Here is a 16,720-nt window from a genome sequence, read left to right on the forward strand (position 1 = left end):
TTGCATCTCCTCACTCTACTTTGGTCTTGTCGTTATACAGAAAATCAAACATGGTTCTCAGGTGGTGCTCCCAGAATTTCCATTCATGGGTGCCCGGTGTCTCTACATACCGAAACTCAAAATTCGTTTCCTGCATGTATGCTGCGAATTTGCGGTTCATATCCACAAACGGATCAATGTCACCACAACAACTCAGAATATCCGGTAAATTTCCACCTTGCTTCAACAGCTTGGCAGACAGTGCGTACAGGTCCTGATCGGGTTTCACCTGTAACCGTTCCCCAAAAACCGCTTTCATTTCCTTGATCATGCCTGATGGCATCTCCGGGTCATGAAGCCGGGTCTGGATATCAGTTACACCGGATAAGGACACCGCCTTGCGGTACCTCTCGGGATATGTCAGTGCACATTTCAATGCACCGTACCCACCCATGGATAGACCGGCGACGTAAGTCTTGGCCGGGTCTGTATTGAGATTGAGCTGACGCCTGCAGAATTCAGGCAGCTCCTGAGTGATGTAATGGAAGTAATTCAGGCCGTATTCCATATCGGTGTAATAGCTTCGGTTCGCTTCCGGCATAATGATGGTACAGCCATATTGCTCTGCGTACATTTCAATTGTAGTCAAACGTTGCCATGTACTTGCATTATCGCCTGCCCCATGCAGCAAATATAGCGTACCGCCTGAAGTGTCTCCGGAGTCACTGGACACTACATGTATGCTTGTATTCATGCATAATGTAGGCGATCCGGTTTCGATCGTTATATGCGCCATATGTAACCCCTTTCATCGTCGGCTGCTGTCTGTAAACTTCTGTTTCTCTGCCTTTTTGTTGCAACTTCCAGTGATTCCCCCGTATTTCGCTCGGTTATCGAAACGATTTTCTCGAATCGTTTCAAAACATAGCCAACGTTGATTTACTTGGACTTGATTACAACACTTTTTACGTGGAAGCGATTTCTTCGAATCGTTTCGAATAAATCATAATCCCGAAGTGCAAACCCTGTCAATAACCTTTTTACAAATTTCGCGCTTTTTTCTCGAAAAACTGATTTTTCGTAATAAAATTTGCATCAAAAGGCACTTCTATTATGCAACAATATCCTTTAAGTAACCGTTTGCACATTCTCATTGACATTGAACCCCGTTTGTATTAACATAACTTCTAATTTTTGAGCCAAATTGCGGAAACGTTTCACCAATAGTAAAAATTCTTCTTTTTTTAGAAAGGATGTTACGATGTCGAGAATTATAGATTCTTTTGTTCATCATATTAATGAACAGCAGTTAAACGTACATTCTGTTCGGGTATTGCAGAAAGGGATTACCATCGGAGCCTGGGATCGTACCCGTGATATGCGCCGCTTACAGCATTCCGTCAGCAAATCATTTACCTGTATGGCGATTGGATTGGCATTGGATGAAGGCACGCTTACACTTGAATCCAGACTCGGTGACTATTTCACATCACCAACTCCTGCTTCACATTTAACGGCCTTCCCCCCTGCGGATCTCACCCTGTACGATTTGCTGCGGATGTCCTCGGGGCATGATGTCCCCGTGTTATGGGCTGAAGAGCGAGCCACCCTTCCTGAGAAAGATTGGGCGAAATATTACATGTCCCTTCCTTTGAACAGAGTTCCTGGTGAAACGTTTACATATAGCAGTGCAGATACGTTTATGATCTCCGCCATGTTTCAGGCTGCTTCTGGTCAAACGGTTAAGGACTATCTGATTCCCCGGCTATTCGAGCCACTGGGTATTTCGAATGTAGAGTGGGAAACTTCTCCCTTGGGCATTACCTTGGGTTGTGCAGGCTTGCAGCTAACCAACGAGGAATTAGGCAGATTCGGTCAATTATTGCTTCAGGAGGGTTACTGGAACGGCAAACAGCTCATTCCTGCGGAATGGATTCGCTTGGCGACGGCACAACAGATCCCTACACCGGGAGACGGTGATTGGGGACAAGGTTATGGATATCAATTCTGGAGATGTTCCCATAACGCTTACCGTGCTGATGGCGCCAATGGTCAGCTATGCGTTGTTCTGCCCGCGCTGAAGTCGGTCGTTGCCATCAATAGTGATGAACAAAATATGCAAGCCATTCTTGACAATGTATGGTCAGATATATTACCTATTCTGGAGGGGAATATTTAAATATTCGAACAGCTGTTGTTACAGATTACCCGGAGTTAAGAAACATTTATCTGGAGTCACGTCGCGCCCGCTTTCACTGGACAAATCCGGAGCACATGTCCCTTCAAGATTTTGACGCAGATACTGTGGATGAGCATATTATCGTGGCTGAACAGGAAGATGGACAGATTCTCGGTTTCGCATCGCTGTACCTCCCTGATCATTTTATCCACCTTCTGTTTATCCATCCCGGTTTTATGGGCGGGGGGACAGGTTCACGCTTACTTGATGCGTCGATTTCACTCATGCAGCAGCCCGTTCGATTGAAATGTGTGTCTGACAATCATAAAGCAATTGGTTTTTACGAACGACAGGGTTGGAAAAAAGTCATTGAAGAAGGTAAACCCGGAGAAAAATATTGGGTGATGGAGTATGACACAAGAGCTTAATCCCATTAGCTTCATAATGTATGATGGAAGTGGATGGCCATATTTTTTTCCACACAAAAAAGTATCATGACCTTCAGGAGGCCATGATACTTTTTATTTTACTTACCCGTGCTGTGGAAGCTGGGTCATTTCATCTAAACATTGTGCGCATATGTAACGCTCTTTGAACTCATTGACTTCTTCCATTGATCCACAAAAAATACATTTTGGACGGTATCTCTCCAGAATGATATGGTCCCCTTGTACTAAGATCTCTACAGGGTCTCCCTCATTCATTTGATACCTTTTACGCAAAGATTTAGGCAATACGATCCTACCCAATTGGTCAACTTTGCGAACGACTCCAGCTGGCTTCATAGCTACGGCACACCTCTCCTATCTTACTCTAAATTTCTAGGTACATTTGTACTATGTTTATTAATTCGCCAAGATTTTGTCGAATCCTGCTGGAAATAAACATTTTTTGTCCTTTTTTTTGAAAAATGTTTTTTTAGCGAATTCTAACCCTCACTTATACACGAATTGGATCAATCAAGACCCGGGAAATTCAGTTGACGCAATGCCTCATACACAATGATTGCTGCTGAGTTTGACAAATTCAATGATCGGACATCACCTGACATTGGCATTTTCATACAAGTATCGGGATTAGCCGCAATTAATTCTGGAGGAAGACCTTTTGTCTCCTTACCAAATACCAGAAAATCTCCATCCTGAAACTCAAAATCACTATAGCGGTTTTTCGCCTTCGTGGTTGCGTAGAAAAAACGACCTTCAGGATACTGTTCCTGAACCTCGGCAAACGAATCATGATATTCGATATGAACGGCATGCCAGTAATCCAGACCCGCGCGTTTCAGTGTGGCATCATCCGTACGGAATCCGAGTGGACGCACGAGATGCAAATGTGCACCTGTAGCCGCACATGTACGAGAAATATTGCCCGTATTTGCCGGAATCTCCGGTTCAACCAGAACGATATGTAAAGCCATATGTGTTCAATCTCCTTTTCATTTCATGTAAACGACAATTCTCTAATCTTAAAGAAAAGCCCTCCACACGTCAATGTGGAAGGCTCTGGTAAAACGTAGGTGTGAATGCTAGAAATTCACAACTCCCCGCCAATTATTTATCCATTAGTCTTCTGAAAGTGGCTCATAAAGTCCGTAAGTGCCTTAACACTTTCATATGGTGCAGCATTATAAATGGAAGCACGCAGGCCACCCACACTGCGATGCCCTTTCAGACCAACAAAACCCTCTTGCTCCGAAGCCTTGATAAACTGTTTCTCCAAATCCTCATTAGCCAGACGGAAGGTCACATTCATCAGGGAACGATCTGCCGGATCTACACAACCACGGTAGAAGTCTCCGGAGGAATCGATAGTATTATAGAGCAATTCTGCTTTTTTCACGTTCTTCTGTTCAATTCCAGCTAATCCACCTTGTTCCTCAATCCACTTCAGAACCTCATTCACCATGTATACGGAGAAGGACGGAGGTGTATTATAGAGAGAATTGTTGTCCACATGTGTACTATAACGGAGCATAGTCGGAATCGTTTTAGGAGATTCACTCACCAGTTCTTCACGGGCAATAACAACCGTAATCCCTGATGGACCCAGGTTCTTCTGTGCACCTGCATAGATCATACCGAATTGATTCAGATCAAACGGTTTGCAGAAAATGTCACTCGACATGTCGGCAATAAGTGGAACTGAACCGGTATCCGGGAATGCCTTGAATTGTGTCCCCTCAATCGTTTCGTTAGACGTCAAATGAACATAAGCTGTGCGATCCGGTAAACTAAGATTCGACACATCCGGTAATTTCATATATTTATCCACTTCGGAAGATGCAGCGACCTGTGTCTCCCCAATCAGTTTCGCCTCAGACAGCGCCTTCTTGGCCCAGCTGCCTGTCATGACGTAACTGGCTGTCTGCCCTTCTCCGAGCAGGTTCATCGGCAGCATGGCGAACTGAGTGCTGGCTCCGCCTTGCAAGAAAAGAACCTTATATCCTTTGGGATTGCCTAGCAGAGACAACAAACGCTCCTGAGCTTCATTATGTACAGATTCGTACACTGCCCCACGGTGTGACATCTCCATAATCGACATTCCCGTGTTACGAAAATCAACAAATTCTGCCTGAGCACGCTCCAATACCTCAAGTGGCAACGCCGCAGGTCCTGCATTAAAATTATACGCTCTCTTTGTCACAAAATCCCCCGCCCTTTCCATCCGTAGCTGACATATGAACAGCATTTTGCATAATTCGATTAGAATCGCTCACGGGTATAAGATATAGACGAATTGAATCATTTCGATCTATATCTTACTTATTGGAAGTCGCTCTATGGATTTATGCAAAATGCTCTACAAAGTGAATATTATCGCTATGATATCAGTATTCCCTATCTGCTTCAAGGGCAATAAGCACCGAACCTGCGAATCAGGGTTATCAAATTCCTTTATCACCCTGCAAAGTTAATGCACTACATCGTTTGTTTCAAGGAAAAGCCTCCGAGAGCGAGTCCCGGAGGCTTTACATTGGGAACAGTTTCTGTTCCGACCGGATTAGCAGTCGAAGTAGAGGCTGTACTCATGCGGATGAATGCGGATTGCTACTGCTTTCGCTTCGTCACGTTTGAGGTTGATATAGTTTTCAATGAATTCTTTTGTGAAGACGCCGCCTTCAGTCAAGAATTCGTTGTCCGCTGCCAGAGCGTCAAGCGCTTCTTCCAGAGAAGCTGGCACACTGCGGATATTTTCTTTGTCTGCATCAGACAAATCATAGATGTTTTTGTCGAGCGGACCATATCCAAGCTCAGTTGGGTTGATTTTACGTTTGATACCATCCAGACCCGCCATCAGCATTGCAGCGAACGCCAGGTAAGGGTTAGCTGTGGAGTCCGGTGTACGGAACTCGATCCGACAACCTTTCGGTGTCACCGCTGCAACCGGAATACGTACGGCTGCCGAACGATTACCTTTGGAATAAACCAGGTTAACCGGTGCTTCATAACCAGGTACGAGACGTTTGAAAGAGTTCGTACTAGGGTTAGTCAAAGCAATCAGAGCTGGTGCGTGGTACAAAATCCCTCCGATGTAGTGCAGAGCCATTTCACTCAGGTTAGCATATCCCGCTTTGTCATAGAACAATGGGGAATCGCCATCGAAGATGGATTGGTGAACGTGCATTCCGCTACCATTGTCACCAAACAGTGGTTTTGGCATGAATGTTGCTACTTTACCATATTGACGTGCAGTGTTATGCACGATGTATTTGTATACAAGCAGGTTATCTGCTGTTTTCTTCAACGTATCAAAACGGAAGTTGATTTCGGCTTGACCTGCTGTCGCCACTTCGTGGTGATGACGCTCGATCGACAGGCCGGCTTCTTCCAAAATACGACACATTTCACTACGAATATCTTGTTGTGTATCCACTGGAGCTACAGGAACATATCCGCCTTTAGTGCGAACTTTGAAGCCAAGGTTACCGCCGTCTTCCTTACGGTTGGTGTTCCATGAAGCTTCTTCGGAATCTACGAAATAGGAAGAGCTGTTCGTGCCGCTCTCATAACGTACATCGTCGAAGATGAAGAATTCGGATTCAGGTGCGAAGAATGCTGCTGTACCTACTCCGCTTTCTTTCAGGAACTCTTCCGCTTTGACTGCGATACCGCGTGGGTCACGCTCATAACGCTCGCCATCCGGAGTGAAAATATCACACATAACATTCAATGTAGGGTGTGCTGTGAACGGATCGACAAAAGTCGCTTCAGGGTCTGGAATCATAACCATATCGGACTCTTCAATTCCGCGGAAACCTTGAATAGAAGAACCATCAAAGGCTACTCCATTTACAAAAGTGTCTGCGTCAACTGCCGAAGCTGGTAACGAGATGTGGTGCGCACGACCGGATAAATCTACAAAACGAAAATCTACCCACTCGATGTTGTTCTCTTGAATTGATTTCAATACGTTTTCAACCGACATGTATTCGTCCTCCCAAATATTCCGAACATTAAACAACCCCGCTAAGAAAATGTCCATATTCGAATTTTTTTCTGTCGTCATTATAAAATCTCAAATGTGACATCGTCAATACTTATGTAAGGTATTTTTTGCGAGTATGTAAGCTATGCTCACATTTTATAAACCTATGAATTTCACTTAACAACGTATATTAACCACATTTAACTAGTTTAATGCGGTAAAGCAAGGCTATAATTAACCTAAATTATGGAAATAACATTACATCATAAATGTTTCTTATCACCTATGATTAATAAATGCGTTCAAAGCTCCAAATAACATAAAAACCGGACATTTTGTCCTAGCCCCATTTTCATTGAACGGAGTCAGGACAGATGCCCGGATGATATATATTACCTATACGATGAAGATTAGTTATACGCCCACTCGTGCCGGAAAGAACTCCGCCGGTTGTTTGGCTGTGTTGAATGTTTTACCGACGATTGGTGCCAATTTCTCCAGATCCTGAAGCAGGTTGGCAAATTGGTCAGGGAACAGAGACTGCACGCCGTCACCCGTCATAGAGTTATCCGGATCTGTATGCATTTCGATAATTAGACCGTTAGCACCAGCAGCAACAGACGCCTTCGTCATCGGTTCAACCAGTTCACGGCGACCAGTACCATGGCTTGGGTCCGAAATGACCGGCAGATGGCTGAGCGACTGGAGTACAGGGATAGCCGACAGATCAAGCGTATTGCGTGTGTAGGATTCGAATGTACGAATACCGCGCTCACACAGCATTACATTCGGGTTGCCACCCGCAAGAATGTATTCAGCTGCATTCAACAGTTCATCATAAGTTGCACTGAAACCACGTTTCAACAATACCGGTTTGCCACACTCACCCAATTTGCGCAGCAAATCGAAGTTTTGCATGTTACGTGTACCTACTTGCAGAATATCTGCATACTCGGCACAAATATCCACATATTCAGGTGTCATGACTTCTGTAATGGTCAACAGATCATGCTTCTTACCTGCTTCTGCCATCATGATCAGACCTTCAACACCCGTTCCCTGGAAGCTGTATGGCCCTGTACGTGGCTTAAATGCACCACCGCGCAGCACCTGCCCACCAGCAGCCTTAACCAAGCCGGCAATCTCATCAATCTGTGCGGCTGATTCAACTGCACAAGGTCCACCCATAACGACGAGTTCTTTCCCGCCAATATCTACACCTTTGATGGAAATTACGGTATCCTCCGGATGGAAGTCACGGCTTGCCAATTTGTAGGACTTCGAAATCTTGACGACATTCTCTACACCTTTCATTTGGCGGAGATGCTCAGCCATTTTCGGTTCTACTTTACCTATCAGACCAATGATAGTTCGGTCCTCTCCGCGAGAGATATGAACCTGAAGTCCCTCCTTTTCAATTGTAGCAACGATATCCTGAATATGTTCCTCCGGAGTAGCTTTACCTGCAATAACGATCATTATAATTCCCATCCTTCCTTGTATGAGAGCGCCTTAGCGTCTGATTTAATCCCCAAAACTCTTCTTCACTTAAACGCTTGTTCGCTTTTAAGCTTTTAACCACTAAAGCAAATATAACATATTCACCCTTTTCAGTCAAGCCGGCTCTTATCCACCTCAAAAAAAAAGAATCCAGCAGCCAGCCACCGGATTTCGGCTCTGTACTGCAGGATTCTTATAATGATGTTCGTTTACGTTGTACGCGTCTTTTCCCTTACAGGAGGGAGCAGCTTGCTCATATTCACCGTACGCTTGATTTCCCACGTTTCCGGCTTGTCATGTTCATACTGCTCCAGATACAGGATGACTTCCTTCGTGATCGGTGTTGGCGTTGAAGCGCCTGAAGTAACCGCCACCTTATTCACACCTTTCAGCCATTCCTGCTGAATCTCAGCCACATCGGACACACGATATGCCGTAACACCCGCAATTTCCTCCGATACTTGTGCAAGCCGGTTGGAGTTATTACTGCGAGGATCACCTACAACGATAACCAGATCTGCCTGCCCTGCCTGTTCAGCAACAGCTTCCTGCCGGACTTGGGTAGCCAAACAAATCTCATTATGAATTTCAGCGCCCGGATACTTCTCCAGAAGACGGCTCATAATGTGTTTAATGTCCCATTGGCTCATCGTTGTCTGGTTCGTAATAAGGATTTTGCCGGGAGGTACGTTCAGTCCGTCAATATCCTCTTCCTTCTCGATCAGATGAACATGATTGGGTGCAACACCAACAGCACCTTCAGGCTCTGGATGATTCTTTTTCCCGATATAGATAATGTCATATCCTTCAGCAGTCTTCTCCCGAATCAGATCATGGGTTTTTGTTACATCCGGACAGGTTGCATCCACTGTAGTCAGACCTTTATCACGTGCCATCTTGCGCACTTCAGGAGATACACCATGGGCCGTAAAGATCACTGTTCCACTCTCTACCTGGCTCAAAATATCAATCCGATTCGGACCGTCAAGTGTAATAATACCCTCATCTTCAAAAGAATCCGTCACATGTTGGTTATGCACAATCATACCCAATATATAAATAGGCCGTGGTAGGTCCAGATTGCGTGCCGCCTGGCGCGCCAACACCATCGCATCCACAACTCCGTAACAATATCCCCGCGGCGAAATTCGCAGTACTTCCACTTGGTTGCCACCCGCTTTCTCTCTCGGCAAAGATAGCCGATGTAATTGCAGTCCTGTCTATTATAACCTTATTCGATAGGCGGAGCAAAGACAACCGGCAACCAAATGATAAAGGTCGTTCCTTCTCCACGCCGGGTTACCACCTCGACAGATCCATGGTGCTCCTCAATGATCCACTTGGCGATCGACAGTCCCAGACCTATACCTGGTGTGGCCCCACGGGATTCATCTGCCCGATAGAACCGGTCAAAGATAAACGGGACCTCATCCCGATCCATTCCGATCCCCGTATCACTGATGCGCAGTCCTACCTGACCTTTATAAAGTATCGCATCCAGAGTAACCGAACCATCCGGAGTGTACTTGAAAGCATTCTCGATAAAAATAAACAGCATCTGCTGCAAATAGTCCTTGCTGCCGTTCACATATATACCATTCAGAATGGATAGATCTCCTGGACGCCAGTCTGCCTGATGGTCAAGAAATTGCGATCTGCGAGCCACTTCCTGCACCAGAATTTGCAACGGGATTGGATTAAGTTCGATTTTCTGTCCTGTATCGGCTCTGGCCAAAGACAACATGTCGCTGATCAGCCTGCTCATGCGTTTGCCTTCATCTGCCATATCTTCTATCGCTTCAAGCGACATTTGTTTAACCGTTTCTTCATCCAGATTCGGTCGGTCTGTGCTCTCCTGATCCCACAGCTTCTTCAGGAAATCCACATTGCCACGGATCGTGGTCAGCGGTGTACGCAGCTCATGAGAGGCATCAGACACAAATCTGCGCTGAGCTTTATTCGTTTCTTCCAAGCCCCGGAATGACAGCTCTGTTCGTTCAAGCATATTATTGACTGTTTCAATCAGACGTCCAATCTCATCCTTGGGACCCGTGTACTGTATGCGCACGCTGAGATCATCCCCAGACTGAATCTGATTGGCCGCATCAATTACATTGACAAGTGGCCGCATGGATTTACGAGCCAGAACCAGACCCGAAGTAATCGCAAGTGCCATCGCGACAAGCCAGCCAAAAACCAAAATATTTCGCAGAGCTTCCAACAATCGTTCCTGGGAACTAACATTGGCGCCGACTTGCAGGAGTCCTCTTATTTCATTGGTTCCCTGAAGAGACAGGGGCTGCTGGTTCACCAAGAAAGGGGTCCCGTTCACATAGATCTTGGATATCCCACGCTTTTTCTGGATCTCATTGGATTTTACAACGGGAAATTGAATCTGAAGCTTCTCCATATTGCCTGATATTTTGCCAGATCTGCTCTGGTAGTCCCACAACTGGATGTAGATCTGAGCTTCCTGAAGCTGACTTTCCGTAAAAGGGTCCAGGTCCAGTGACTGTGAAAGCGGATTGACACCAATCTGATTCGTAATGCGTTCACTTTTATCTTTCAGCTGCTGTTCCACTTCTTGATACGTATTAAAATAAACAAAAGCGTAGATTACAACTCCCCAAAAAATGAGTACGGCTGCCAAGATGCCTGAATACCACGCGGTTAATCTTAACCGAATGGACATGTCAGGAGTCACCTCTCAAAATATAGCCGGCTCCCCGGATGGTCTGGATCAAGCGTTTGCCGCCGTATTCTTCGGTTTTTTGTCTGAGCATGGCAATATACACTTCGAGCACATTGGATTCACCACTGTAATCATAACCCCAGATTTTATCCATAATCAGATCACGGGACAGCACACGTTTCGGATTTTGCATGAACAGATTCAGCAATTCGAACTCCTTGGCAGTCAGTTCCAGACGCTGACCATCACGCAACACCTCACGAGAATCATTATCCAGAATAATATCCTCATACATAAGACGATTATCAGGCGTGTCTACCATATCTGCTTTACGCCGCAGTAAGGCACGGACACGAGCCAACAATTCTTCAAGTGCAAACGGCTTCACGAGATAATCATCTGCACCTGTATCAAGCCCGATTACCCTGCTCTGTACTTCATCTTTGGCCGTGAGCATCAGCACGGGCACCTTGCTCCCCGCTTCCCTGAGTCTGCGGCATACTTCAAACCCGTCAATTTGCGGCATCATGACATCAAGAACCACGATATCCGGCTCTTTATCCATCAGCTTACTGAGACCCTCCGCCCCATTGGAAGCCGTCTGTACATCATATCCTTCAAAAGCCAGTCCCCGCCGAAGCATGGACACAATTTTTTCATCATCATCCACAATCAGAATAGTTGAGCGCATGGTCTTTCTCCTTTATCCCTTAACGTTTTAATCCCATTGTAACAGGCAAAAGCGCAATCTGCATCTTCTCCAAATACCTTGCTGCTTTTCAAGTCCATCCTGGATGTAGTCCAAGCTTATATAGGGCAAAAAAAGCGAAAGGGCCCACGAACCCTTCCGCTCTTCTGTACCTTATTCTATAACCCAAGTTTCATTATGGTTGTTGCTGCTGCTGTTGTTGATCCGTCGTTTGTGTAGTATCGTAATCGTTTTTGTTGCCGATTTTGATTTTCACATCCATTTTTTTACCGTCCCGAACAACACTCAATGTCACTTCGCTGCCAATTTCCTGTTTCTTGATGAAATCAATCAAATCCTGGCTTGTGCTGTATGCCGTACCGTTGGCACCTGTGATGATGTCATAAGCACGCAGGTCTGCTTGGTAAGCAGGAGATTGATAGATCGTGCTGGCTACAACAGAACCTTCAGTGATATCAGTTCCCATCTGTTTAGCCACTTCAGGCGTGAGGGCCATCAGAGATGCACCAATGAACGGTACCGGCTCTTTGGGAACTTCTTTGTTTTCTTTCAGATATTTAACGGCATCCGAGATTACACTCGAAGGAATGGCAAATCCAATGCCCTGTGCATCTGCGCTAACTGCCACGTTCATACCAATGACTTCACCATTGAGGTTAAGCAACGGTCCACCGGAGTTACCCGGGTTAATGGAAGCATCCGTTTGTAACAAGTGGCTGTACTCACGAGTTTTGCCTGTTTCTTCGTCTGGAATGCTGATGGTACGTTCTTTCGCACTCAACACACCTGCAGTAACGGTGTGTTCAAATCCTTCCGGGTTACCAATAGCTACAAGCCATTCACCAACTTGTGTACTGTTGGAATCACCCAGTGGAGCGACAGGGAAAGCATCATCGCCACTGTTTTTCTCGATTTTCAATACGGCAAGGTCCAGGTCGAAGCTGCTTCCGAGCAATTTTGCTTCATACGGTTTGCTGTTATTCTCCAGCGTTACCTGAATCACATCTGCACCCTGAACCACGTGTTGGTTCGTCAGGATGTAGCCTTCTTTGTCAAAAATAAATCCAGAGCCAATACCGAGCGGAACCAACTGATTGCTGCTTTGTTGCTGTTGCTGCTGCTGATTTTGGCCTTGGTCTGTTCCGCCATTACTTCCATTACCAAAGAAGTATTGGTACAATGGATCGCTCATCGTAGAACCGCCTTGGCTGCTGCTACGTGAGGACTGCTTGGCGAGCGTTTCAATTTTGACGACAGCCGGACTAGTACTCGTTACCACGGAGGAAACATCCTCTTTACCGGTTGGAAGCAATGACGCTGTCACATTATTGCTGCTGCCCGAATTGGTAGGTGAAGATGAGGTACTGGTGCTTTCATTTTCAGCACTTGTGAGCGCTTCCTGTGGTGTAAACATATTTGTTCTGTCCGCTGTATACATCAATACTGTGATGACCAGCATCCCGGCGATAAAAGAGAACAAAAGCGATCTTACGGAAGAACGTGGCCGACGGTTATTATAATTCCAATTACCATTGTTCTTGCCGCCGTTCCCCTGATCACCTCCGTTGCCTGAACCATTGCCGCCCCCTCTGGATGAAGTATGGGCTTGATCCGATGATTCGTTATTGTAATTACTGTAGTAAGTAGGCACTGGCTTCACGGGGTCAGGTCTTGTAATCTCTACATTTCCTTCTTCACGTTGACTATGTTCCCCATTATAACTTGCTGTATCTTCCTGATTCACGGACTGAAAAGGTCCATAAGAATAATAATAGGAGGAATCGTCCGTCCCGGATGAATTGCGATTCTCCGCTTGTTTAGTTTCATTTTCCTCGTCTTGACGGTTCGCTCTGTAATTACGTTCGTCCATGCCTCTCTACCTCCCAATCTCTTATCGCAAGAGATATTCTTTAACTGTCCTTATTTTGTACTTTAAACCTTAACCGTACCTTAAAAACAATTAAAAAGGAGATAAAAGCACACTGTTATAGAACATTTTTCCCGCCAAATCTGCATTCTAACCCTTATTCTTCACCCAGCCCTGACGATGAGCGTATATGGCCAGTTGTGTCCGATCGTCCATTTCACATTTCATTAGCAGATTGCTTACATGAGTTTTGACGGTTTTGATACTAATATGTAGTTCTTCCCCAATGTCCTTATTGGTCTTGCCCTCTGCAATCAGCAAGAGAACCTCTTTTTCCCGTTCTGTCAGACCGGATTCATTCTCTCTTGCTGTACGCTGTCTGATGCCACGAGTCAGTGCCTGTGATACATCACCTGTCATAACAGGCATACCCCGGTATGCGCCTTGCAAAGCATAGATCAACTCTTCGGCAGAAACTGTTTTCAGCACATAACTGACCGCTCCGGCTTCAATCGCCTGGACCACAAGATCATCCTCCAGAAAACTGGTCAACATCACAATTTTTAATCCCGGAAACTCCGACATGATCGCTTTTGTCGCTTCGGCACCATTCATCACCGGCATCATCAGGTCCATCAGGATCAGGTCAGGCAGTTCACTTTGACCCAGCTTGCGCAGCTGATTCAATGCATCCTGTCCGTTACCGGCTTCCCCCATCACATGAAATGTGGGCTCCAGCATTAAATATGTCTTTAACCCCATCCGCACCATATCATGATCATCCACAATCATTACATTCACTTTTCCGCTCATTCCGTTTCCTCCTCTGGATCTTTCGGAAATTTCGGGATAAATACCCGCACCGTTGTCCCCGCTCCCGGCTTCGATATAATCTGAACCTGCCCGCCAAGCTTTTCTGCCCGTTCACGCATCGTTGATAATCCATATGAACCGGGCCGTTCTGCTTGTTGTAAGAAACCTTGGCCATCATCACTGATGCTCATACTGATCTGATGCTCACTTTCACGTATGGACAGACTGACCAAACCTGCTTCCGCATGTTTTACTACATTGGCGACCGCTTCCTGAATAACAAGAAACAGCTGGTGCTCAATGGCATCGGAAATTCCGCCATCCAGTTCCAGCTCTTTCACACCTTTGAGTCCGTTCTGCCTGCAATAATCCGGGAACCAGCTATCCAGTGCTGCGGTGAGATCCCTTCCCTCCAGCTCCACTGGGCGAAGCTGGGCAATAAGTCCGCGCATCTGCCGCTGTGCGATATGCGACATCTGAATGAGTTGATCCAGCACTTTGCTGCCATGCTCGGGATTCATCTCCAGCAGACGTGGTAAGGAGGAAGCCGACATATGCATGGCGAACAGCTGCTGGCTGACCGTATCATGCAAATCTCTTGCCATCCGTTTGCGCTCTTCAATCACAGCGCGTTCCGATGCCTGTTCCTTCTCAATGACTTCCTGCTCACCGAGCCGCTGAAGCAATCTCATTTTTTTCTCAATCGAGTCCATCATGACATTGAATTCCTGATATACCCGTCCGAAGGAGGCATCATCTGCCTCAGGCATTCGAACGGCGAGATTACCCTTGGAAACTTTCAGCATATTAAGATCCAGAAGATCGATTTTGCGTTGAAGCCGCAGGGCGGCAATATACCCCGTGATTACGGTAGCCAGGAGAACAACAGCAACATAGGTCCACGCACGCTGATGCCCTGTTCCCATCAGCACTTCCCCGTACAGCAAGTAAAATCCGCCCAAAGTAATGAGCCCGGTAAGCGCAAAATACATCATCAGCTCCCATTTATTTGCCTTGAGAATCGTTCGAATCATGCGTTAACCCACCTTATTCACTTTGACATCTCCAATAAACACACTAACGATAATCCTTACTTTTTTTCCAGCTTCGTGATAATGCGCTGTTTCAGCCTGAGCACTACTTAGAAATCCACCCCGTTTTTGATTTAACAGGGACATGTCTCCGATAAACGAGTTCGTTGTCACGGTCACACCCAGATCCATATCTTCCGGTACAAATACCTTTACATCCCCGATAAAAGAGGAAATGTTAATCTTCGTCTCACCGTAAGGTATTTGGGCCTTCGTCAAATCAATAACCGTATCGCCAATAAATGCCGAAATGTTCATCGGTTTCAGCGAGAACACTTCCTGTCCCATATACAGATCGCCGATAAATGCTGATTTGTTAATCGTATTTCCATGGCCACCATAATAATTGGAATCATCATCATAATTGTCATCGTCAGCAAATGTTCCATAGCCCTTTTTGTTTGAGCCGTAACCTTTATGCTTGTGGTGTTGATGGTGATGCTGATGGTGTTGATGTCCGTGTGATTTATGGTCTTCCTTATCTGTATAAAATGAGCCATGCGAATCATTCTTTTGTTCCTGTTTCGGTTTGCCAAATGTTTTCTCGAACTGTTCATCAAACGAAGACGGCATCTCCAGATCCTCAGGGGACAACGGCTTATACGGTTGCTCCGGTGGAGGTGGAGGCGGCTGTACTTGATTATGATGCTTCCGGTCACGACGACGGGGTCCAATCAGAACAAATAAGCCCCCACCAATTAGCATCACCGGGATCAGGTAGCGAATGAACTCACTCATAGAGTAATCAATCCATCCCAGATTACGTGCCAGAAAGTATCCACCAATCGCCAGGACTATGGCAGGTCCAATCAATGCATGACTACCGTTGCGGCGAATCTCGGTCATACCTTTTACGCCCCACCAAATCAAAAATAACGGCCAATATGTTCTGAACATGTATCCGATATCTATGTCATAGCCTAATTGCCTGAACAATATTATTGCGCCAATCGCAATAAGAGGAATGCCAACCCACCAGCGGTCCCGCGTAGATCGTTTCATCGCTCATGTCTCCTTTGTCTGTATTCTGTATCCAGTTTACATCAGACAAGAGTTGGTTAACAGCGGCGGCAGATGGAATTGATCTCGGTCTCCAGACGGAGGCGGAAGGATAATTATGTAAAAGTTACTTGCAAGCCCAAATTAAAAACACCCCGGAGCTACCACTCCAGGGTGCTGAAACTTTATTTATTTTTGAAATTTGCCTGCTTTGCCGACTTGGCTTGTTTGGCTTGTTTGGCCTGTTTGGCCTGTTTGGCCTGTGTTTTCCACACCAAATTCAGCATTGAATTTTTCATCAGGTGTTTTGAAATTTTCCTGTACTTTGTTTTGCTCGGATTGTTTTACTTTGTTTGCTACGTTTTCTTGTCCAAACTCCTCATTGAACTTCTCGTTTGGTGTTTGGAATCCTTGGGATTTCTTAGCCACAACGATCACCTCTCTCTTCATATTTACGCTGCAT

At 45.8% G+C, this 16,720-nt stretch carries 16 protein-coding genes; 2 read left to right on the plus strand and 14 right to left on the minus strand.

Annotation, left to right across the window (positions count from 1 at the left end):
- Nucleotides 1-10: 10 nt before the first annotated feature.
- Nucleotides 11-775 carry an alpha/beta hydrolase gene (locus QP794_RS02195; protein ID WP_285074715.1) on the minus strand — a complete coding sequence of 255 codons (765 nt, stop codon included), beginning with the start codon at nucleotides 773-775 and terminating at the stop codon, nucleotides 11-13.
- Nucleotides 776-1,240: 465 nt separating this feature from the next.
- Between QP794_RS02195 and QP794_RS02200 the strand changes: the two genes are divergently transcribed.
- Complete coding sequence (locus tag QP794_RS02200) at nucleotides 1,241-2,158, plus strand: serine hydrolase domain-containing protein (RefSeq protein ID WP_285074716.1); 918 nt, start codon at nucleotides 1,241-1,243, stop codon at nucleotides 2,156-2,158.
- Nucleotides 2,119-2,586, plus strand: coding sequence for a GNAT family N-acetyltransferase (locus QP794_RS02205; protein WP_285074717.1), 468 nt, complete (start codon nucleotides 2,119-2,121; stop codon nucleotides 2,584-2,586). The genes QP794_RS02200 and QP794_RS02205 overlap by 40 nt, the downstream gene beginning before the upstream one ends.
- A gap of 102 nt (nucleotides 2,587-2,688) precedes the next feature.
- On the opposite strand, the gene QP794_RS02210 is transcribed toward QP794_RS02205, so the two are convergent.
- The 13 genes from QP794_RS02210 to QP794_RS02270 all read right to left on the minus strand — a co-directional run bounded on the left by QP794_RS02210 (nucleotide 2,689) and on the right by QP794_RS02270 (nucleotide 16,686).
- On the minus strand, nucleotides 2,689-2,943 hold the full coding sequence (locus QP794_RS02210; RefSeq protein ID WP_024629045.1) for an AbrB/MazE/SpoVT family DNA-binding domain-containing protein: 255 nt from the start codon (nucleotides 2,941-2,943) through the stop codon (nucleotides 2,689-2,691).
- A 170-nt stretch (nucleotides 2,944-3,113) separates the two neighbouring features.
- Nucleotides 3,114-3,578: a tRNA (uridine(34)/cytosine(34)/5-carboxymethylaminomethyluridine(34)-2'-O)-methyltransferase TrmL gene (gene trmL / locus QP794_RS02215; protein WP_285074718.1), complete on the minus strand. Its 465-nt coding sequence runs from the start codon at nucleotides 3,576-3,578 to the stop codon at nucleotides 3,114-3,116.
- A 137-nt stretch (nucleotides 3,579-3,715) separates the two neighbouring features.
- On the minus strand, nucleotides 3,716-4,804 hold the full coding sequence (gene serC / locus QP794_RS02220) for a 3-phosphoserine/phosphohydroxythreonine transaminase (protein ID WP_285074719.1): 1,089 nt from the start codon (nucleotides 4,802-4,804) through the stop codon (nucleotides 3,716-3,718).
- A gap of 357 nt (nucleotides 4,805-5,161) precedes the next feature.
- On the minus strand, nucleotides 5,162-6,586 hold the full coding sequence (gene glnA, locus QP794_RS02225; RefSeq protein WP_063564243.1) for a type I glutamate--ammonia ligase: 1,425 nt from the start codon (nucleotides 6,584-6,586) through the stop codon (nucleotides 5,162-5,164).
- Nucleotides 6,587-7,000: 414 nt separating this feature from the next.
- Complete coding sequence (aroF, locus tag QP794_RS02230) at nucleotides 7,001-8,065, minus strand: 3-deoxy-7-phosphoheptulonate synthase (protein WP_024629041.1); 1,065 nt, start codon at nucleotides 8,063-8,065, stop codon at nucleotides 7,001-7,003.
- A gap of 230 nt (nucleotides 8,066-8,295) precedes the next feature.
- On the minus strand, nucleotides 8,296-9,249 hold the full coding sequence (locus QP794_RS02235; protein ID WP_285075194.1) for a 4-hydroxy-3-methylbut-2-enyl diphosphate reductase: 954 nt from the start codon (nucleotides 9,247-9,249) through the stop codon (nucleotides 8,296-8,298).
- A gap of 68 nt (nucleotides 9,250-9,317) precedes the next feature.
- A complete protein-coding gene (locus QP794_RS02240; protein WP_024629039.1) occupies nucleotides 9,318-10,778 on the minus strand; it encodes a sensor histidine kinase in 1,461 nt (486 codons plus the stop codon).
- 1 nt (nucleotide 10,779) lies between these two features.
- A complete protein-coding gene (locus QP794_RS02245) occupies nucleotides 10,780-11,469 on the minus strand; it encodes a response regulator transcription factor (RefSeq protein WP_024629038.1) in 690 nt (229 codons plus the stop codon).
- A gap of 193 nt (nucleotides 11,470-11,662) precedes the next feature.
- Nucleotides 11,663-13,357, minus strand: coding sequence for a S1C family serine protease (locus tag QP794_RS02250; protein ID WP_285074720.1), 1,695 nt, complete (start codon nucleotides 13,355-13,357; stop codon nucleotides 11,663-11,665).
- A 147-nt stretch (nucleotides 13,358-13,504) separates the two neighbouring features.
- Nucleotides 13,505-14,167 (minus strand): response regulator, encoded by a 663-nt coding sequence (locus QP794_RS02255; protein ID WP_285074721.1) that lies wholly within the window; start codon nucleotides 14,165-14,167, stop codon nucleotides 13,505-13,507.
- Entirely contained in the window at nucleotides 14,164-15,201 is a 1,038-nt protein-coding gene (locus QP794_RS02260; protein WP_024629035.1) for a HAMP domain-containing sensor histidine kinase, read from the minus strand. Before QP794_RS02260 ends, QP794_RS02255 begins: the two co-directional genes overlap by 4 nt.
- A 3-nt stretch (nucleotides 15,202-15,204) precedes the next feature.
- Nucleotides 15,205-16,260 carry a cell wall-active antibiotics response protein LiaF gene (liaF, locus tag QP794_RS02265; RefSeq protein ID WP_285074722.1) on the minus strand — a complete coding sequence of 352 codons (1,056 nt, stop codon included), beginning with the start codon at nucleotides 16,258-16,260 and terminating at the stop codon, nucleotides 15,205-15,207.
- A 186-nt stretch (nucleotides 16,261-16,446) separates the two neighbouring features.
- The gene (locus QP794_RS02270) at nucleotides 16,447-16,686 is read right to left on the minus strand and encodes a hypothetical protein (protein ID WP_285074723.1); all 240 of its coding nucleotides are present in this window, start codon (nucleotides 16,684-16,686) and stop codon (nucleotides 16,447-16,449) included.
- Nucleotides 16,687-16,720: the final 34 nt, after the last annotated feature.

The sequence above is a fragment of the Paenibacillus sp. UMB7766-LJ446 genome (assembly GCF_030226665.1).
Taxonomy (GTDB): domain Bacteria; phylum Bacillota; class Bacilli; order Paenibacillales; family Paenibacillaceae; genus Paenibacillus; species Paenibacillus vandeheii.